Source organism: Kineosporia rhizophila, assembly GCF_021277265.1.
Lineage (GTDB): Bacteria > Actinomycetota > Actinomycetes > Actinomycetales > Kineosporiaceae > Kineosporia > Kineosporia rhizophila.
Genome location: NZ_JAJSOH010000001.1, coordinates 206,601 through 225,123 on the forward strand (window position 1 = coordinate 206,601; position 18,523 = coordinate 225,123).

At 69.7% G+C, this 18,523-nt stretch carries 24 protein-coding genes; 12 read left to right on the forward strand and 12 right to left on the reverse strand.

What is annotated here, in order from left to right:
* Position 1: 1 nt before the first annotated feature.
* Both LWF15_RS00840 and LWF15_RS00845 read right to left on the reverse strand, forming a co-directional pair.
* A complete protein-coding gene (locus LWF15_RS00840) occupies positions 2-535 on the reverse strand; it encodes a hypothetical protein (protein WP_232808365.1) in 534 nt (177 codons plus the stop codon).
* Between the two features lie 160 nt (positions 536-695).
* On the reverse strand, positions 696-989 hold the full coding sequence (locus LWF15_RS00845) for a DUF1540 domain-containing protein (protein WP_232808366.1): 294 nt from the start codon (positions 987-989) through the stop codon (positions 696-698).
* 321 nt (positions 990-1,310) lie between these two features.
* Here LWF15_RS00845 and LWF15_RS00850 point away from each other — a divergent pair, with 321 nt between their 5' ends.
* From LWF15_RS00850 to LWF15_RS00875, 6 genes are all read left to right on the forward strand, one after another.
* Positions 1,311-1,643, forward strand: a complete 333-nt coding sequence (locus LWF15_RS00850) for a DUF1330 domain-containing protein (protein ID WP_232808367.1) — start codon at positions 1,311-1,313, stop codon at positions 1,641-1,643.
* A gap of 57 nt (positions 1,644-1,700) precedes the next feature.
* Entirely contained in the window at positions 1,701-2,336 is a 636-nt protein-coding gene (locus LWF15_RS00855) for a hypothetical protein (RefSeq protein WP_232808368.1), read from the forward strand.
* 239 nt (positions 2,337-2,575) lie between these two features.
* Entirely contained in the window at positions 2,576-3,205 is a 630-nt protein-coding gene (locus LWF15_RS00860; protein ID WP_232808369.1) for a copper chaperone PCu(A)C, read from the forward strand.
* Positions 3,202-4,422: a Dyp-type peroxidase gene (locus tag LWF15_RS00865; protein ID WP_232808370.1), complete on the forward strand. Its 1,221-nt coding sequence runs from the start codon at positions 3,202-3,204 to the stop codon at positions 4,420-4,422. Before LWF15_RS00860 ends, LWF15_RS00865 begins: the two co-directional genes overlap by 4 nt.
* A gap of 198 nt (positions 4,423-4,620) precedes the next feature.
* Positions 4,621-5,520 carry a hypothetical protein gene (locus tag LWF15_RS00870; RefSeq protein ID WP_232808371.1) on the forward strand — a complete coding sequence of 300 codons (900 nt, stop codon included), beginning with the start codon at positions 4,621-4,623 and terminating at the stop codon, positions 5,518-5,520.
* Between the two features lie 145 nt (positions 5,521-5,665).
* A complete protein-coding gene (locus tag LWF15_RS00875; protein WP_232808372.1) occupies positions 5,666-6,475 on the forward strand; it encodes a hypothetical protein in 810 nt (269 codons plus the stop codon).
* A 170-nt stretch (positions 6,476-6,645) separates the two neighbouring features.
* On the opposite strand, the gene LWF15_RS00880 is transcribed toward LWF15_RS00875, so the two are convergent.
* Both LWF15_RS00880 and LWF15_RS00885 read right to left on the reverse strand, forming a co-directional pair.
* Positions 6,646-7,260 (reverse strand): DUF4386 family protein, encoded by a 615-nt coding sequence (locus LWF15_RS00880; protein WP_232808373.1) that lies wholly within the window; start codon positions 7,258-7,260, stop codon positions 6,646-6,648.
* A 49-nt stretch (positions 7,261-7,309) separates the two neighbouring features.
* Positions 7,310-9,121, reverse strand: coding sequence for a tetratricopeptide repeat protein (locus LWF15_RS00885; protein ID WP_232808374.1), 1,812 nt, complete (start codon positions 9,119-9,121; stop codon positions 7,310-7,312).
* Between the two features lie 206 nt (positions 9,122-9,327).
* On the opposite strand from LWF15_RS00885, the gene LWF15_RS00890 reads away from it, so the two are divergent.
* From LWF15_RS00890 to LWF15_RS00900, 3 genes are all read left to right on the forward strand, one after another.
* Positions 9,328-9,915, forward strand: coding sequence for a SigE family RNA polymerase sigma factor (locus LWF15_RS00890; RefSeq protein WP_232808375.1), 588 nt, complete (start codon positions 9,328-9,330; stop codon positions 9,913-9,915).
* Positions 9,916-9,918: 3 nt separating this feature from the next.
* A complete protein-coding gene (locus LWF15_RS00895) occupies positions 9,919-10,911 on the forward strand; it encodes a hypothetical protein (RefSeq protein WP_232808376.1) in 993 nt (330 codons plus the stop codon).
* 356 nt (positions 10,912-11,267) lie between these two features.
* Positions 11,268-11,453, forward strand: a complete 186-nt coding sequence (locus LWF15_RS00900) for a hypothetical protein (protein WP_232808377.1) — start codon at positions 11,268-11,270, stop codon at positions 11,451-11,453.
* 24 nt (positions 11,454-11,477) lie between these two features.
* Here LWF15_RS00900 and LWF15_RS00905 read toward each other — a convergent pair whose 3' ends face one another.
* From LWF15_RS00905 to LWF15_RS00920, 4 genes are all read right to left on the reverse strand, one after another.
* Entirely contained in the window at positions 11,478-11,666 is a 189-nt protein-coding gene (locus LWF15_RS00905) for a hypothetical protein (protein WP_232808378.1), read from the reverse strand.
* Positions 11,667-11,711: 45 nt separating this feature from the next.
* Positions 11,712-12,134, reverse strand: a complete 423-nt coding sequence (locus LWF15_RS00910; protein ID WP_232808379.1) for a hypothetical protein — start codon at positions 12,132-12,134, stop codon at positions 11,712-11,714.
* Positions 12,135-12,212: 78 nt separating this feature from the next.
* Positions 12,213-12,974 (reverse strand): alpha/beta hydrolase, encoded by a 762-nt coding sequence (locus LWF15_RS00915; RefSeq protein ID WP_232808380.1) that lies wholly within the window; start codon positions 12,972-12,974, stop codon positions 12,213-12,215.
* A 94-nt stretch (positions 12,975-13,068) separates the two neighbouring features.
* The gene (locus tag LWF15_RS00920; RefSeq protein WP_232808381.1) at positions 13,069-13,905 is read right to left on the reverse strand and encodes a CPBP family intramembrane glutamic endopeptidase; all 837 of its coding nucleotides are present in this window, start codon (positions 13,903-13,905) and stop codon (positions 13,069-13,071) included.
* Positions 13,906-13,964: 59 nt separating this feature from the next.
* On the opposite strand from LWF15_RS00920, the gene LWF15_RS00925 reads away from it, so the two are divergent.
* Both LWF15_RS00925 and LWF15_RS00930 read left to right on the forward strand, forming a co-directional pair.
* Complete coding sequence (locus LWF15_RS00925; protein ID WP_232808382.1) at positions 13,965-14,552, forward strand: TetR/AcrR family transcriptional regulator; 588 nt, start codon at positions 13,965-13,967, stop codon at positions 14,550-14,552.
* Between the two features lie 50 nt (positions 14,553-14,602).
* Positions 14,603-15,469, forward strand: coding sequence for a DODA-type extradiol aromatic ring-opening family dioxygenase (locus tag LWF15_RS00930; protein ID WP_232808383.1), 867 nt, complete (start codon positions 14,603-14,605; stop codon positions 15,467-15,469).
* Between the two features lie 5 nt (positions 15,470-15,474).
* Here the strand turns inward: LWF15_RS00930 and LWF15_RS00935 are convergent, their stop codons facing one another.
* The 3 genes from LWF15_RS00935 to LWF15_RS00945 are packed head-to-tail and all read right to left on the reverse strand — an operon-like array spanning position 15,475 to position 17,063.
* Positions 15,475-15,627: a hypothetical protein gene (locus LWF15_RS00935; protein ID WP_232808384.1), complete on the reverse strand. Its 153-nt coding sequence runs from the start codon at positions 15,625-15,627 to the stop codon at positions 15,475-15,477.
* A 22-nt stretch (positions 15,628-15,649) separates the two neighbouring features.
* Positions 15,650-16,546 (reverse strand): thymidylate synthase, encoded by an 897-nt coding sequence (gene thyA / locus LWF15_RS00940; RefSeq protein WP_232808385.1) that lies wholly within the window; start codon positions 16,544-16,546, stop codon positions 15,650-15,652.
* 10 nt (positions 16,547-16,556) lie between these two features.
* Positions 16,557-17,063, reverse strand: a complete 507-nt coding sequence (locus LWF15_RS00945; RefSeq protein ID WP_232808386.1) for a PGPGW domain-containing protein — start codon at positions 17,061-17,063, stop codon at positions 16,557-16,559.
* Between the two features lie 223 nt (positions 17,064-17,286).
* Here LWF15_RS00945 and LWF15_RS00950 point away from each other — a divergent pair, with 223 nt between their 5' ends.
* On the forward strand, positions 17,287-17,733 hold the full coding sequence (locus LWF15_RS00950; protein ID WP_232808387.1) for a BLUF domain-containing protein: 447 nt from the start codon (positions 17,287-17,289) through the stop codon (positions 17,731-17,733).
* A 2-nt stretch (positions 17,734-17,735) separates the two neighbouring features.
* On the opposite strand, the gene LWF15_RS00955 is transcribed toward LWF15_RS00950, so the two are convergent.
* Positions 17,736-18,455, reverse strand: coding sequence for a GntR family transcriptional regulator (locus tag LWF15_RS00955; RefSeq protein ID WP_232808388.1), 720 nt, complete (start codon positions 18,453-18,455; stop codon positions 17,736-17,738).
* Positions 18,456-18,523: the final 68 nt, after the last annotated feature.

An 18,523-nucleotide genomic window follows, 5' to 3' on the forward strand; every position in this document is an offset into this window, starting at 1 on the left:
TTCACCGCACCCAGCCGGTGATGCGCTGCGCCGGTCCGGACTGCGGCAGGTACGACGGCGCGGCGGGCGGGGCCGGAGGAACCGGCGGCGGGAGAAGGTTCGGCCCGTCGAGCACCTGGCCGATCGAGCGAACGAGCCAGGCGTTGACCGAGAGACCCGCGGCCCCGGCAGCCTCCTCGACCCGGCCCTTGAGCCGATCCGGAAGCCGGAGACTCAGGCGCGCGGTGCCCCCGTCGTCCTCCGGCTCTTCCGAACTGGCCGGGGCCGCTTGGACCGGCTCAGCCGGCGCGGTGGTCGGTGCAGTGACTGCGAACTGGACCTCCCGGCCCAGCAGGCGCACCTCGACCGACCCGGACGGCAGGTTGTCAGTGATCTCGCCCGCCGCCTCGACCAGTGCATCCAACAGCACCAGACGGATCGACGGATCGAGGACGTGGGCCATCTTCTCGGCGATGGCCAGAGCCTCGTCGCCACCCACCTGACCAGCGGCGTACAGGTCCCGGTGGAGGCGGGCGCCATAAGCGGTGACATCCATGCGCACCATAGTGACGTCACTGTGGCGTCAAAGTCCAGAGCCTTGACGTCATGGCTGCCGCCAGCCGTGACGCCACCCCCAAAACCAATCTTGGGGTGACCCGTGCGCCGTCGCGCAGGTCACCCCAAGGGCCGCCCGCCGGAGCGGGCCGTTCGGTGGATCAGGCCGGCTGGTACGTGAGGCAGTTGGCCCCCGCGCTGCCCGAGCCCGCGCCGACCCGCACATCGCTGGCCGAGCACTCCAGGTCCTTGTTGAACGTGCAGTCGGTGCGCTGGCAGGCCCCCACCTGGGCGACGACCTTGTCCAGGCCGCCCTTGCGGGCCAGCGGGATGAAGGTGCCGCAGTCGGCACTGCCGTTGTTGCCGGCCACCGTGATGGCGAAGGCGTGGCAACCGTCGTGGTTGTAGCCGCAGCCGTCGACCGAGCACTCACTCACCGCGGGCATCGTGGTCATGGCGGAACCTCATTCCTGGACGTGAATTCGCTACTGGCTCTGCCGCACAGATCACCAGGTAATTCCCGGCCGCGCAATTCAGAAATTGTAAGGTAATGCTTTCCTCAGGCCGGAGAGGAAAGCATTACCTTAGTCTACTGAACTGGTAGTCATCCCAGGCCAGAGCTCCTCTGATAATTCCGGGACATGAGGCGTGCGCAATTCATGCCGGGCATTCCAGACCGGCCGCGGGTAAAAATTTCTGGGCCGGGCGTGTCGCGGTCCGGCCGCATGACCTGAGAGGTCATCGCCATCACCGGCAGCGCGATCTAGCGTCGGGCCATGACTGCTTACGCCATCGCCCACTTTCCCACCGTCGACCTGAACCACGAGGTCGTCGAGTACCTGCAGCGCATCGACGCCACGCTGGAACCGTTCGGCGGCCAGTTCCTGGTGCACGGGGCCCAGACCCACGTGCTCGAAGGGGAGTGGCCCGGCGCCGCTGTCGTGATCTCGTTCCCCGACCTCGCCTCGGCCCGGGGCTGGTACGACTCGCCTGCCTACCGGGTCATCCTGCCGTTGCGGCTCCGGAACAGCACCGGTTCGGCGATCCTCGTGGAGGGTGTGCAGCTGCCGCACGCGGCCACCGACATCCTTGCCGCAGAGGCGTCTTGAGGCGGTTTTCGCCGGGCGGCCGGGAGGGCACCGGATGAACACCGTTATCCTGGCCGGGTGAGTGCGCGGGCTGCCGAGCTTCAGCTCGTTCAGGGCAAACTCCGCGTGCTTCGCGCCGGGGTGTTCTCGGCCTGCGCGGTTTCCCTCGCCGCCGCCGCTCACGTGCTCGCCGGTGGGGCTGCCCCGGCGCCGTTCCTGCTGCTGACGCTCGGCCTGCTGCTGGCCCCGCCGGCCGCCGTGGCCGCGGGCCGGCTGCGCGGCGCTGTGCCGGTGGGCGGCACCATGATCGCTGTCCAGGCCGCCCTGCACTGGCTGTTCGGCGTGTTCTCGGGCACCGCTGCCACCTGCGCCCAGATGTCCGCCCACCTGGGCCATCCGGGTGAACCGAGCAGCATGGTCTGCCACGGCGGCCCGATGACGATGGCCGAGATGGGCACGAGCTCGCCGCTGATGACGCTGGCCCACCTGGCCGCCGCCGGCATGCTCGGCCTGCTGCTCAGCCGCGGCGAGAACGCGCTGTGGCGCATGCTTTCGTGGATCCTGCCGAAGCTGCCCGGCCGATTCCGCCCCTTCCCGGCCACTTCTCGCCCGCGCCGCGCCGTCGCGCGCCGGGCCCTTCCACTTTCCCCCGATCCTCTCGCCGGAGCTGTCGGGCGGCGCGGCCCACCCCGCCGCATCGCGATTTTCGCCTGATCACAACGTGATCCGTGTCCGGCCCCGGGGCCGGAAGTCTCTGCCCGTCAGCACCCGAGCTCAGTGCGCGACCCGCGCATTCAACGCATCGGGCTGAGCGCAGACAGATCTGCATCGACGCCCCCGCTCGGCGAGCCGAACGAACACCCACGCCTGCCCAGCACCGGTGCGTCCACCCGTCCTCAAACAGCCCTTCGGCGCTGCCGGACCATCAGAATCTTTCGAGGAGTTCCATCACCATGCGCGCAAACACCCACCGCTCAAGCCGTCTCGCCCTCGCCGCCACCGCCCTGGCCGCGGTCGCCGCCCTGTCCGCCTGCGGCGGCGACTCCGAGGCCGACACCGCCGAGGACGTGAAGGTGGTCGGCGGTCAGGCCGCGGCCACCGGCGCCGACAGCCTGACCATCGAGGACCCGTGGGTGAAGACGGCCGACACCAAGGCCGGGATGACCGCGGTCTTCGGCACGCTCACCAACGACGGCGACGCCGACGTTGTGGTCGAGTCGGCCAAGACCTCCGCCTCCGACACCACCGAACTGCACGAGATGGTGATGAAGGACGGCGCGATGGTCATGCAGGAGAAGGCCGGCGGCTTCAGCATCCCGGCCGGGAGTGAGCACGAACTGGCGCCCGGCGGCGACCACCTGATGGTGCTGAACCTGACCGAGCCGATCGAGGCCGGTGACGAGGTCACGGTGCGTCTGACCCTGGGCGACGGATCCACCGAGGAGTTCACCGCGCTGGCCAAGGAGACCACCGCCGGCGAGGAGAAGTACGACGAGGACGGCGGCATGGAGATGGGTGAGCCCAGCGAGGACGCCACCGACGAGATGGGCGACGAGATGGACATGGAAGGCGCTCAGGAGTGACTCAGCCTCCACTGAGCCGGCGCCGCCTCCTGCTCGGGGGCGGCGCCACCCTCGCCGGGGGCGGGCTGGCCGGTGCGGCGGCTGGGTTGGCCTGGTCAAACACAACTGCGTCCCCGGCGATGCAGACTGTGGCCGAGCAGACCAAGGGCACAGAACAGATCGCGTTCTACGGAGCGCACCAGCCCGGCATCGAAGACCCGGCTCAGGCCCACGCACGTTTCCTGTCCCTGGACCTGAAACCGGGCGCCGACGCGGATCACGTGCGGCGGTTGCTGCGACTGCTCACCGATGACGCGGCCCGGATGATGCGCGGTGAGGTTCCGCTGGCGGCCGGTGATCCGGAGCTGCCGTCGCTGCCCTCCCGGCTCACCGTCACGTTCGGCTTCGGTCCGGGGCTGTTCGACGCGATCGGGCGGCCCGACGACTGCCCCGACGTGATCCGCAATCTCCCCACCTTCACCACGGACCAGTTGGAGGACCGCTTCTCCGGCGGCGATCTGCTGATCCAGGTGTGCAGTGACGACCCGGTGCCCCTGTCCTACGCTCTGCGTCGTCTGACCAGAGACTCCCGTGAGCTGGCATCCGTCCGTTGGTGTCAGAGCGGTTTCAACCCCGCCCGGGGCAGCGAACCCGCCGGGACGACGCACCGCAACCTCTTCGGTCAGCGCGACGGCACCGCCAACCCACCGGGCGCCACCACCGAGTTCGCGGACACGGTGTTCTCGACCGGCCCGGAGTGGCTCAAGGGCGGCAGCATGCTCGTTCTCCGCCGCATCCGGATGGATCTCGACGACTGGGACGATCTGGGCCGCCCGGCCAAGGAAATGGCCATGGCCCGGAAGATGAGCGACGGCAGCCCGGTCACCGGGGGTACGGAGCAGGACGACCCGGACACGGCGGCGGTGGACCAGGACGGCTTTCCCATCGTGGCGCAGGAGGCCCACGTTGTGCAGGCCACGGCCCGTGCCCCCGAAGAACGCATGCTACGGCGGGCGTTCAGCTACGACGACGGCCCCACGGCTGACGGGAAGCCCGACTGCGGGCTGCTTTTCGCCGCGTACCAGGCCGATGCGGCCAAGGCCTTCGTGCCGGTTCAGACCCGGCTGGCCTCGGCCGACGCGATGAACGAGTGGATCACGCACATCGGCTCGGCCACCTTCGTGGTGCCTCCTGGCTGTGCCGAGGGCGAGTTCGTCGGTCAGGCCCTGGTGGGTTAGACCCGATCACCTACCGGCGTCGTTCTCCCCCCGGGGGAACGACGCCGTCCCAGGCAGGAGTCCCGATTTAACTCACAGCAACAACTGCACCTTAAGTTTCGCCGGATGCGGTGGGCGGACCCGTGTACGGGCTCGTAGACCTCACGGCGTGGGCAATGATGAACGGGCCAAGTCATAGTCTTCGAGTTGGGACCGCGCATGCGACCTCGTCCGCTCATTCTTGCTCTGGGTGCCGCTTCGGCCCTCACCATCAGCCTGCTCGCCCCCGCCGGCGCGGCCAGCGCCGCCGGTGAGAGCACCCCGAAGCCGCTCGAGAAGATCGTGAAATCGGCGAACAGAGCCGCGACGGCCGGGGACGACTGCTCGATCACCGACTACGGCCCGCAGAAGATCACGCTCGGCCTGGTCGCCAAGACGGTGCAGTTCGCGGTCAGCACCACCTGCGACGACGCCGACCACGACATGAAGTGGGCGGTCACCGGCGACCTGTTCCCGGGCAGTGCCCACGCCACCTGGTTCGGCGCCTGCACCTACACCTACACCGGCCCGGCCACCCTGAACTGCCCCAAGGGCCAGGACGAGCTCGACGTGATCGGCACCGGCACGTTCAAGGGCAACCAGATGGCCGGTACGAAGAAGGCCTACATCTACGCCTTCGACGACGCCAACGGCAACGGCCGCGACGACGACACCAAGATCGAGTGCGACGACGACGGCAACTGCACGAAGACCTCCAGCGGCCGCGACGACATCACCGGCACCGTCCAGCTGCTGCGCCGCACCAGCTGGGGCAAGAACACCGACAAGGTGTCGAAGGAGAAGGTGAAGGCGGGTGAGCAGATCACCCTGACCTCGCAGCTCACCCGGGCCAACTGGGACACGGCGAAGAACGAGAAGTTCTCGCCCACGGTGAAACTGCAGTTCAAGCCGAACACCCAGTCCACCTTCAAGACGGTGCGCACCGTTCCGTCGACCGGGACCGGCACCAGCGTCACGGTGACCGCCAAACGTTCGGGTGTGTTCCGCTTCGCCTTCCGCGGCGACGAGCAGAGCAATTCCAGCATCTCCTGGGGCGTCGCGGTCACCGTCACCAAGTGACACCGTAGTCAGCGCACCGATGCGCCGAAGGGCCTGCCGCGCAGAGCTCTTCGGCGCATCAGCGTTTTGGGGCGATTCAGCCCCACTCCTGTGCCGCCTGGGTCAGAATGGGCCAGGTCCCCTACCTACCGGAGAAGGGATCAAGTTGAGTACACGTCTGCTCGCCGCCTTCGGCTCCGTCACCGTGCTGGCCCTCACGCTGATCGCCCCCACCACGGCCGCCGCGACAACCGCCCGGCCCGCGCTGGCCGACGACTGCTCGGTCCTGGACACCTCCCCCCACCAGGTCTCGATCGGCCTGAAACCGGTCACCGTCCAGTTCGACGTCGGCACCGACTGCGACGACGAGGACCACAAGATCGAGTGGGCGGTACGCGGCGACTACTTCCCCACCAGCAACGTCAGCTGGTTCGGGGCCTGCACCTACCTCTACTCCGGGCCGGACAGCTACATCTGCCCCGACGGCCGCGCCAAGCTCGACGTGATCGGCACCGGCACCTTCAAGGGCAACAAGATGGCCGGCCCCCAGGAGGTGCACGTCTCCGCCTTCGACGACGAGGACGGCGACGACCAGCCCGACGTCGGTGAGGGCAGCGCCGACGGCGAGAGCTCGATCTCCCTGCTGCGGCGCACCACCTGGGGCACCACGTTCAACGCCGCACCCGAGCCGCGCCGCAAGGGCCAGACGCTGAACATCACCGGTCAGGTCAGCCGGGCCAACTGGGACACCGGGCGCTACGAGAAGTTCGGCGCCTACGTGAAACTGCAGTTCCGGGCCGACGGCGAAGAGAAGTTCCGCAGCGTGCGCACCGTGTGGGACAACGGCGCCGCGGCCGAGACCAAGGTCAAGGCGACTCGTTCGGGCACGTTCCGCTACTGGTACCCGGGCGACGGCACGCATGCGGCCAGCGCCTCCAAGGGCGACCACGTGAAGGTGCTTCGAGCCAAGAACTGAACTGAAGACGTGTGTGGGCACCGACCGCGGTCGGTGCCCACACACGTCCTCAAAGCAAGAATTCACTGGCCGCGCACCGTCACGCCGACGTACCGTTCTGCTGACCAGGACGACCAGTCAAGGACGTGAGCCCTTGCTCCTCATCGGCCGACGCTCGTCAGACTTCACCTTCACGCTGAACCGCTGGCCGCTGCCCCCGCCGCGGGAACACCCCTGGGCAGCCCTCGGGCGATCAGGAGGACAGGGAAGGCGATCTCGAACACTGACCCTGGGGCCAAGAAGAGGAATCCGGCGGTGGACTCCAGCTCGACGCCCCCCGCGAACTCTGTGACCACGCCCGCCAGCAACGCCGCGTAGCCGATCAGGCCGAGGGTGGTCAGCCAGGTCGGCGCCGCGCCCGAAGTGCGCAGCAGGCCACAGAGAATCAGGCCGCCCACCCCGGTGAAGGCGTAGATGGTGGCGTCGTAGCTGGACAGGGCGTCGACGGTGGTCAGGAAGTAGATGCCGAGACCGACGATGGTGGCGCACTCGAGCAGGCGCAGACCCAGGTAGGCGGCGGCCTGCCGGGGTGCGGCCGGTCCGAGCAGGTCGCGCAGGATCACCCCGATGACGACCACGGCGATGCCGCAGACGATCTGGAAGAGCACGCCCGCCAGCAGTTTCCCGTTGCGGACCCCCTCGTCCAGCGCCTCGGTGAGCAGGGTGTTGCCGATCGCGAAACTGACGGTGGCCACGATGAACAGGACGCCGGCAAGGGCGGCGGGGCGACGGGCGGCGCTGGACATGTGGCCAAGGGTGGCGCCCGGCGCCCTCCCCAGCCATCCGGATCTTCCCTCAGCCTGTCCCTGACCCGCCCCTGAGAGCGCCCGTCTCCCGGGCCCGGCGCAGGTTGTCCTCGAACTTCCTGGTGATCGGGTGACCGGCCCCCAGGGTGCTCAGCGCCCCTTCCCAGGCCTGCGCGAAAAGCCTGAGGGCGGTTTCGGTCTCGCCGGTGCCGAGACACGCGTAGGCCAGGTTGTTCAGGCAGGCCAGGGTGTCCTGGTGGGTCGGCCCGAGGATCCGGCGGCGCCCGTCCAGGGCCTGCTCGTGCAGAGGCCGGGCGTCGGCCGGGTGACCGGCCCGGTTCAGGGCCGAGGCCAGGTTGTTCATCGAGGCCAGGGTGTCCAGGTGATCGGCCCCGAGCACGGCGCTGCGCTCGCTCAGCACCTGGGCGTGCAGGTTCAGGGCGGCCCTGATCCGGCCCACGGCCAGGTGGGCCTGGGCCAGGTTGTTCATCGAGAGCAGGGTGTCGGGGTGCCGTTCGCCCAGGGTCGCCCGGCGTCCGGACACCACCTTGCGGCACAGCCGGTAGCCCCGGAACACCTTGCCCGAGTCGGCGTAGGCGGCACTCAGGTTGCTCATCACGGTCAGCGTGTCGGGGTGCTGGGCACCGAGTTTCGCCCGGCGCAGCCGGAGCACCTCTTTCATCAGCGCGATCGCCCGGGGCAGGTCGCCGGCCCGCTGGTGGGCGCTGGCCAGGTTGCTCTGCGAGATCAGGGTGCTGGGGTGGTCGGCGCCGAGCACCCGGGCGCGACTGGTGTAGATCGTCTCGAAAACACTGACCGGGACGGCTGTTCCGTCCAGGTCACTGTACGCACCGATTAGGTTGTTGGCGGCGGTGAGGGTGTCGGGGTGGTCGTGCCCCAGCGATTCCTGCCGCTCCTCGAGCACCTGACGCAGCAGGGGCACGGCGCGGCCGTAGTCGCCCACCGCCCGATAGCTCTCGGCCAGGTTGCCCAGGATGGTCAGGCTGACCGGGTGCCCGTCGCCGTAGACCGCGCAGCTCGCCGCGAAGGCCTTCTCGTACAGCGGGATCGCCTCGGCCACCTGCCCGGCCGCACCTCGGGCGTAGGCCAGGTCGTGGGTCATCGTGATCAGTTCGGGCTGGGCCAGGCCGCCCGGATCGGGCCGGGTGGTGAGCATCGGGGCGAGCAGGTCGGCGGCGCGGGCGGCGTCTCCGGACGAGAGCAGGAGCCCGCCCAGCCGGCCGGCCGCCAGCAGGGTCAGCGGGTGCTCGTCGCCCAGCACCCGGCGGCACCCACCCAGCACGTCTTCCGCCGCCTCCACCGCGCGTTCCGGCTCGCCGGCCGACTGCAGGTGCCCGATGGCCAGCGTGACCATCTGGTTCACCGGCTCGAGAACACGCTGTTCGCTCATCGTCAGTGCATGATTCCACAGGGTGATCGCATGCCGGCCCAGCTCCCGGGCCGTGCGGCGTACCGCTGCGGCGTCGTCGCCCTCGGGGCGGGTGGCGGTGACCATCCCACTGAGGACGTCCGCCAGCCCTTCGATGCGGCCGGCGGCGGTTGCGTCGGTGTGGTCCTGGGCGCGCAGGGCGCGGGCGACCGACACCGGGATCTTGAGGACGCCGGTGCTCGCCTCGCGCTTCAGGCCGCCGGTGGCGATCAGGGCGTCTACGGCGGGAGCGAACCCCGGCAGTCGGGCCAGCACCTCGGGCCCCAGACCGTCGGGGTGGAAGTAGGCCAGGACGCTCAGGACGGCGTCGACCGCGGCCCCGCCGGCCAGTTCCGCGGCCGCCTGCCGGGCCCGGCCGAAGCTCTGTGCGACGTCGTCCTCACCTGGCGTCATCGCCCCCGGTTCCCCCACGGTCGCGATTTTGCCAGAGCAGGCCGCTCCGGCCAGGATCTCAACACCCCTGCACGCGGCCTTATCCGCGGCAAAACATAAATTCCCCCGCAACCGGGCAACCTTTGCTGGTTCTCACCCGACCTACAGCACGTACGGAAGGCCCCCGCGGGCATTCGGGTGTCTTCCGTACGGCTCGAGACAAGGACAAGGAGACGGCTCCACGGATGAGCAAACCCCCGGCGACGGGAAGCCCGGTCCGGCTCGGCAAGGCCAGCGCACGAGCCGAGTTCGAGGACTTCTTCCGTCGTCATCACCGTGAGCTGGCCCGCCTGGCCTACAGCATGACCGGTAACCGGGCCGAGTCCGACGACGTGGTCGGTGAGGCGCTGGCCTCCGCCTGGGAGCGCTGGGATCGGGTGCAGGCAGCGGACAGCCCGCTCGCCTACGTGCGCAAGATCGTGGTCAACCTGTCGGTGGAACGCGTCCGGACGGCTGTGCGGGACCGGCAGCGGCATCGCCTGATGGCGCCGCTGACCCGGTGGTTCTACCACTCGCCGGACGTCGGTGGCGCGGTCGACCTACAGGCTGCCGTCCTGGCCCTGCCCCCTGGGCGCCGGGCCTGCGTGGTGATGCGCCACGTCCTGGACCTGCCGGAGGAAGAGGTCGCCCGAACCCTGGGCATCAGCCTCGGCACGGTCAAGAGTCAGACATCCAAAGGTCTTGCCCAGCTGCGCAGTCAGCTGGCCCCGAACGAGCTCGCCACTGCCGCAAGCAGTGCGCGGGCCGCCAGAACGAACCGGAAGGAGGCGTGATCCGTGCCCGAGGATGAACTGCTCGAAGCCCTGCGAGGACTGGGGGCGGATCACGAACCCGACGTCGCGGCCATCCGTCGCCGGATGGAGGGTGAGCGCCCGAACGTCGTGCCGCTGCGCCGCCGGGTCGTCGAACAGGGACCGCGCCGCCGGCCGGTGTTCCTGTCCGCGGCCGCCGCGATCCTGATCGGCGGCGGCGTCACGGTCGCGGCCTCGCAGATGGGCCCGTCCGACACCGGCACCCCGGCCACCAAGCTGCCGGTGGAGATGCCCGAGTTGACCACCCCGAGCCACACCCCGACCTCGGCGGCGCCCACCACCACCGAGAGCGACTCCGACGACCGTAAGGAGTCCACGCCGGACAAGGAGGCCACCTCCAAGGGGGGCCAGCCCGACGGCGAGAACAAGACGTCCGACGACAAGGACAGCACGCCGCCGACGAGCACCACACAGTCGAAGCAGCCGCCCGCCTCCAGCGGGTCGGGAACGGGTGCGGCCGCCGCGATCGGCACGGTCACCCCGCTCAGCACCGGCCAGGAGATCGTCCTGGGCGACGCCGACGAGGACTGGCTGGCCATCGGCTCCCGCAACGACATGAAGACGGTGCGCAAGAAGTCCTCCTCCACCTCCCCGCTGCTGAACTTCGTCGCCCCGGACTCGGCGTCCAGCGTCGACGGGCCGTTCAAGCTCTCGTGGGAAGGCGGGGTCCCCGAGTCGAACCGGGCCGGCAGCACCCGCTGGATGCAGACCAACGGCGCGGTCGTCACGGTGACGGCCTCGCAGGCGGCGCGCACGGTCACGCTCTACACCGGCAACGCGATGAACATCGTGGTGAAGGGCGGCGGCCTGAAGGATCTGAACGTGACGCTGGGCGACAACGCCCAGGGATTCGTCACCACCCTGCAGATCCCCTCGCACGCCGGTGACACCACGATCGAGTTGCAGAGCGGTCGCGGACCGGTGCACCTGGCGGCGGCCACGGCGGCCTCCCGCTAGTCCGCCGACAGGTCCGGAAAAAACTTCCGGAACACGAGCAACCTTTGCCCCACCCCGAACGACTGACGCGCTGAGGAGATGCGGTTCCGTCGGCCACGAGACCGCATCGCTTCCTGCTCAGGGCGCCGGATTCATGACCGGTGTCCTGAGCAGTAGGTCCCGTCGTGTCCCTCCCACGGCGGGACCTCATCCCCCAGAGCGCCCCTCCCGGCTGGTCGGAGCCGGGAGGGGTCTGGGCGTTCCTGGCCAGGTACGCCCAGAGGGGCACCTTACGGAAGACGCGCGGGCAGCCGGACATCCACCCCGGACCTCGGCCCGGCTGCTTCGATGGCTGCCCTCGGCGAAGGGGGCGCGTCGTGACCGCAGTGCTGCTGACCTGGCTCTTCATGGCGAGCTGGGCCCTGGTCGCAACCGGCTGGGCGGTCTGCGCCCAGTACCGCTGGGTGGGCCGGTGCGAGTACCTGATCCGGTGCGAGTACCGCACCTGGGACGACTACTGGCCGATCGTGGTGCCGGCCGTGGTGGTGGTCGACCTGTACTGACCTGCACTGGACCCGTAAGGGCCCCTACTGGGCCTGGTCGGCGAACCAGTTGTAGTTCTGCTGGGGCTGCTTCGGGTCGAGCCTCAGCACCTCCTGCTCGTGCCACGCACGCAGGCGGTAGACGAAGTCGAACGGCAGATCCTCGGGACTCGCCGCCGCGAGGACGGTCATTGCCTGCTCGATCTGCTCCATGCCGGGTGACGACTCACTCATGCCGGGCAAGAGTAGAGCAGCCACCTGGGTCCCGCTCGGGCGCGTTCACTCGGGCCAGGCGAGCGGGGTGGTGAACGGGTCACCCCGTGAGTACTCGATGTGCATCATCCAGACCCAGGGGTCGTAGCGCACCCAGGTCGGTTCGCTGAACTCGCCGATCCGGTCGGCGAACCGGTGGATCTCGGCCGAGGCGGTGAACTCGTTCCAGAACGAGCGACTGACCGCCACCACCTCCAGGTGCGGCACGTAGAGCGCCCAGGTGTGCGGCACCAGTTCGTGCCCGGTGACCCGGCGCGGTGAGTTGCCGGTCGCCGGTGCGTGCACCCGGAAGGCCGGGTCCAGTTCCAGGGCCTTCACCCCGAACCGCACGGCCTCCTCACGGTTGCCCTCGTCCAGGGCGAGCTGCGCCCGGGCCCAGGCCTGCGTGATGGCTTCGGTGTCCACCTGCTGCGTCTCCCCGTTGCCCATGACACTCAAGGCTAGGCACCAGCCCCCGCCGCGGGTAGCGCCGTCCGGGGGCCTTCCCGCTCACCGGCTCACTCGGGCTCACAGCTGACGCAGCCAGCGTTCGCACAGGTCGGTCCAGCCGGCCGTGTGCGGGATGCTGACCAGCGGGGGCATCCGCTCCCCCTCCGGCGCCTCGCCCCACGACACGCCGTCGGCCAGCCCGATGCCGTGATACCCCTCCGGGAAGACATGGATCTCGCAGCTCACCCCGGCCGCGGCGCAGGCCCGGACGAGCTCCAGCGTGTTGGGCAGACCGGGCGGATCGTTCAGAGTGCACCAGGCGAAGACCGGTCCCGTCCCGGGCGAGATGTGGGTGACCGGCGAGAACTCGTCGCGCAGGTGCAGGCGCCCGTTGGTCATGGCCTCGACCGGCGCATCCGGGAGCAGCTTCAGATCTGCCACCGAGTACGCCAGTACACTGAATTCCGGCCTCGGGGGCGATGTTCCGGGCGCGTCCAGACTCAGCACCGCACCGGTGGCCAGCAGCCCGGCCAGGTGCCCTCCGGCGCTGGCGCCGAACACCCCGACCTTGCCGACGTCCAGCCCGTGCTCGCCGCCGCGCACCCAGTCCAGGGCCTGCCGGGCGGCGACCAGCGGCCCCGGCCAATCGGTCTCGGACGGGAACGGGTAGCGGAAAGTGAAGGCGTGCACCCCGATGGAGGCGAACCAGTGCGCGACCCCGGCCCCCTCGTGCGGGGCGTGGAACCGGTAGGCGCCACCTGGGAACACCAGGACGGCGGGGCGGGGACCTGCTACGGGGGCCGGGACCACGTCGATCCGGGCAGCGATCTCGAAAGGCAATGTCGACCTTGAGGTTCGGCTCCTCCATGCCTGACGCAGTCCGCCAGCGGCACGCGAAGCTGATCGACACCATGCCCCGGTCGGTCGACTGCCGTCAAGCGCGCCGGCGTAGGACGACGAAGCCGAGTCCCGCCACCAGCAGGTAGACCAGCACAAGCAGTTCCACACCCGGTTCGGTCGCCACCGACAGGCCGGTGTCGAAGTTGTCGCTGGGCAGAAGGATGCGGTTGGCGGTGAGGAAGGTCAGATGTACGCCGATCGCTGCCCACAACGATCCCGTCGCCTCCCGGGCCAGCAGCAAGACCGCGCTGAAGGCGGTGAGCAGCACGGCGTAGGCCACCGGATCCTGGCCGCCGGGTGCGAAAGTGGCCGGATCAGTGGGAATGCCGAGCACCTGACCAGCCGCCGCGGTCAATGCGATGGCGGCCGCCGGAGCCACGACGAAACTGGCCGTGGTCAGGACGGCCGCCAGTTTCAGCCGCCCACTGCCGCGCAGTGAACCGTAGACCGAACCCCGGAACGCCAGCTCTTCCGGGACGGCTTCGTGCGCCAACGCCAGAAGGGTGTTGGTGACCAGGAAGAGCAGCAGCACAGCCGGTTCGACGGCGGTGAAGGAGATCCAGCCGGCCAGGAAGGCGGGCCCGAAGGTGATGCCCACCGCGGCGACGGTGACCATCGCTCCAGCAAGAGCTTGCTCCGGGTGCGCGAGGGCCAGCGGCGACCGGTCCCGCCGGTGCACGAGCAGCACCAACGGCACCCCGACGAGCAGCGTGATGACGGCCGGAACCGCCTTGACCAGGACATCCGGAGGGTGGCTGACGGCCTCTTCGAACGCGGCCAGGCCGAGCGAGGCCGCGGCCATCGCCACGACGAACGCACTCCAGCCCAGCAGCGCCCGAACCCCCCGGGCAGTACGACTGTATTGCCTCATCGATCCAGCATCAGCAATACAGTCGTATCGGACAAGTAGACCAAAGACTAGGATTGCGCATGGACCAGGCCTGGGATCCGACACGCGGCCGACAGGTGATCGCCGAGGCGGCGGTACACCTGGTGGCCACCCACGGCCTCGAGGGCGTGAGCGTGCGCAAGGTCGCCACCCAGGCGCGGGTGAGCGCCGGCCTGGTGCAGCACCACTTCCCCACCAAGCAGGCCCTGCTGCTGGCCGCGATGCACCAGGTCGACGCCGCGGTCCAGGCCCGGCTCGAGCCCCTCGTGAGCGACCGGCGATCAGCCTCCGCGCGCCTGCGGGCTCTGGCCCTGGAGATCCTCCCCCTGGACGAGACCCGGGCCACCGAGGCCCGGGTGTGGCTGGCGTTCATCGCCGCAGCGCCCGCCGATCCAGCGATCGCCCAGGCTCATGCCGCCACCTGGCAGGAACTGGCCGAGATCCTCACCCGCCTGCTCACCCACCACCACGGCAGCGACCAGCCCGAACTGGACCGGGCCACCCTGCTCCTGGCCGGACTCGACGGCCTGGCCGTCACCGCCCTGGCCGAGCCGCAGCGACTTCCCCCGCCCCGCCTGCTCGCACTCGCCGAGCAGCTGATCGGGCAGGCCCTCTCGCCATATAGTTGAGGATTCAAGTACAGTGACGGCTCTCAACCGCACGCTCCTGGGAGCTCGCCATGTCTGATCCGTTCAACCCCAAGGTGCCGGCCGGGGCCTACGATGCCCTCCTCGCCGACGTCCTGCCCCAGGCCCGCGAGCAGCGCCTCTGGGAACCGGCCGACGGCCCGCTCCCGTCGTTGTTCGTCAGCCACGGCGCCCCACCCACCCTGGACGACGCCGACTGGCTGCGTGACTTGTACACCTGGGGCCAGTCGATGCCGAAGCCCAGGGGCATCGTGATCGTGTCGGCGCACTGGGAGAACGCCCCGCTGGCGATCTCCGCATCGGCAGCCGGCACCGAGCTGTACTACGACTTCGGCGGCTTCCACCCGCGCTACTACGAGCTGAAGTACCGCTCCCCCGACGCGAGCGCCCTGGCCCATCAGGTGGCAGGCAGCCTGGCCGACACCGAGCCCCTGCACCAGTTCGTCGACCGTGGCCTCGACCACGGCGCGTTCATTCCGATGATGGCCATGTACCCGGCCGCCGACGTGCCGGTGATCCAGCTCAGCATGCCCAGCATGAACCCGGCGGCCCTGCTGAAGCTGGGCGAGCGGCTGCGCTCCCTGCGCCAGGAGGGCATCCTGGTGATCGGCTCGGGCTTCATGACGCACAGCTTCGCGGTGTTCCGGCACCCCGAACTGATCGGGCACAACCAGGCTTTCGACACCTGGGCGGTGGACGCGATGGCCCGCGGCGACGTGGACGCCCTGGTCGACTACCGGGCCAAGGCTCCCGGCGCGCAGGTCGCCCACCCCACGGCCGACCACTTCGTGCCCCTGCTGCTCACTCTCGGCGCAGCGTCGGCCCCGGGCCAGGGCATCGAGACCGCTTTCGGCCGCATGGTGATGGGCAACTCGATCCGCTCGATGCAGATGGCCTGAGACCCTCAGAAGGCCGCGAAGATCCCGAAGATCACCAGGACGACGCCGACCAGCGCGGGCACCAGGCCGGAGACCCCCAGCGACTGCATCGCCACCGCCAGGACCCCGAGCCCCACACCGAGGGCCATGGCCCAGATCCCCACCGCTCTGCTGATCACAGCAGGACGGTACCAACCGGCCTCAGGTGGCGACCGGAATGCCCCGGATGCCGGGATGCGGGTCGTAGTCGGCCAGTTCGAAGTGTTCGGCGCGGAAGTCGTGTATGTCGCTCACGGCCCGCCCGGCCTCGGTCAGCCGCACGGTCGGGAACGGCCGCGGGTCGCGGGCCAGCATCGTCTCGACCGCTTCCTTCTGGTCGAGATAGATGTGGGCGTCCGAAATGGTGTGGTAGTACGTGTCCGCCGGATACCCGGTGAGCTGTTCCAGCATCAGGGTCAGCGCCGCGTACTGCACGATGTTCGAGGGCACGCCCACCGGAACGTCTCCCGAGCGCTGGAACATGTGCAGGTGCAGCCGGCCGCCGAGCACCCGCACGTGGACCCAGCCGTGGCACGGAGCGATCGTGGTCCTGGGAAGCTTTCCCGCACCGCGGATCTGGTACTGCGGGATCCACGGCGAAACGAAATGCGTGCGGTCGCCGGGCAGTTCGCGGATCTGCTCGACCAGGTGCTTGAACTGGTCGAACCCGCCGCCCTCGGAGGTGGGGAAGTCGTGGAAGGCGCCGCCGTACGAGCCGGGGCCGAGCGTGCCCGGCTCGATCCCCTTCTTCAGGGTCTTCTCCGGGGTGGCCCACGCACCCCACCAGTCGCACCCGAACTCCTCGAACTCGTCCATCGTGGTGGCGCCGTTGACGAACGCGCAGAGCTCGCCGATCGCCTTCTGCCAGAACGCCTTCACGCTGCGCTCGGTGATCAGCGGGAACCCGTTGGCCAGCGGGAAGGTCATGGTCTGCTGCATCAGGGTGAGCGCGGTCACGCCCTGACGGGTGGGCACCTCGACGCCGCTGGTGAGGATCCGCCGCAGCACCTCGCGGTACTCGGAGGAAGGCTGACGTTCGGCGTAGGGCAGGTACTCCACGCCCGCCACACTACCTCCCGGACTGCTGCGACCTCCGCCGCTCCTCGGCCTCCTCCTGCGCCTCCTCGACCGCCTCCTCGTGACGGATCTCGCGGAAGTTGAGGTACGAGTAGACGATGGTGGCCGCCGCGATCAGCGCCGAAACGATCAGCGAGGCCCCCACGCCCCAGCCGCCCTTGAGCCACCACTCGTCGTCGATCGGCCACCACGAGGGCACCGGCGTGCCAACCCCCCAGACGATGCCGATTGCCATCAGCGACAGCACGCCGAGCACCGACATCGCGATCCGCCAGGGCGCCGCCACACTGTCGGCCGCGGTGCGCAGCGCCGCCTTCTTCACCGGCTCGAGCCGCCGCTCGGCCCACTCGTACTGGGTGGCCAGCACGGCGAGCCCGGCGAAGAGCGCCAGCAGACCCGGCCCGGGCAGCACCAGGGCCGCGATCCCGGCCAGCACCAGCGCCCAGCCCACCACCTGCAGCGCAAGGCTCTTCAGGGCGTTCGTCCCGGGCACTCTCATGGCAGCTACCTGTACTTTCGTCATCGGGCCGGCGCGGACATTCCACCGCGCCGGAGCCTGCCCCGCGAGGCCATCCTGCCCAACGGCCGACGCCCGCACGCCGGTTCCGCCGGATATTCACCTGAAAGTGCCCTCCGGATCGCCGATCCGTCTCGAGTCGCCGCTCAACCTGACTCGGGTAGCTTGCCGAGGCTCAGTCGAAGCCGAAGGTTGGGAGCACTCGTTGTACGAGCTCATCTACGCCAGCCGGGCCGTGGTCGACCTGAGCGAGAACGAACTCGAGGTCTTCCTCGGCCGCAGCCGTGAGCGCAACGCCGCCGCCGACATCACCGGCTGCCTGTTGCACGTGCACGACCGCCCGGGCGATGCGGCCTACTTCGTGCAACTGCTGGAAGGCCCTCAGGAGGCGGTGGAGGAGACCTACCGGCGCATCACCCAGGACCTGCTGCACGTCGACAGCACGGTGGTCTACCAGGGCGAACGTGAGGGCCGCGGGTTCGAGGGCTGGCGGATGCGGCTGGCCACCATCACCACCGAGTCGGTGCTCGCGCTGATCGCCACCGACCCGGAGTACCTGAACGACCCCCGCCCGACCGCCGAGCTGCTCCAGAACCCCTCGCTGGCCCGGGCCCTGCTGGAGCTCCAGGCCGGCCGGGCGGTCACCCCCTAGCCTCAGCGCCGGCGTGAGCGGGTGACCTCGACCGGGTTGATCGTGGCGGCCGACCACTCCCGGGCCAGCGCGATGCTGTCTTCCCGGCCCGAGGTGACGTGCTCGAACGCGCAGCGGGCGGCCTGCTCGGCATCGCCTGCGGCCAGCGCGTCGTACAGCTCCTGGTGCTCGTCGCACTGCTGCCCCAGGTCGCGCTGCCGGGTCAGGTGGAACAGCCACTGCGTGCGGGCCTCCAGAGGCCGCATCATGGACGTCAGCAGCGGGTTGTCGGCGATCCGCACCAGCACACGGTGGAACTGCGAGTTCGCCGCCGCGATGGCCGGGTGGTCCTGGGCCGCCAGGGCCCCGCGGGCCCGGTCGATCTGCTCGCGCAGCTCGGCCAGCCCCTCCTCGCCCACCCGGTGCGCGGCCAGGCGCGCGGCGAGCACCTCCAGGCTCTCGCGGACATCGAACAGATCACGGACGTCGGCGGCGGTGAACGGGGCCACCAGGGCTCCCTGCCGGGGCACCAGGACGACCAGGCCGTCGTTGGCCAGCAACTGCAGCGCCTCGCGCAGCGGGATCCGCGAGACCTCGAGTTCCGCCGCCAGGTCGCGCTCGAAAAGCCGCTGCCCGGGCGCATAGACGAGATTGACGATGCGGCTGCGCAGTTCGTCGTAGGTCGCCTCGCGCAACGACGGCGCCGATCCCTGGTCGCCGGGCTTCTCTCTGCCGTTCCGCACCACCGTCACACCCCCAGCATTGCTCACCGCCCTCGTCCCCCACGAACTTTCCCGACCTTTACCCCGCC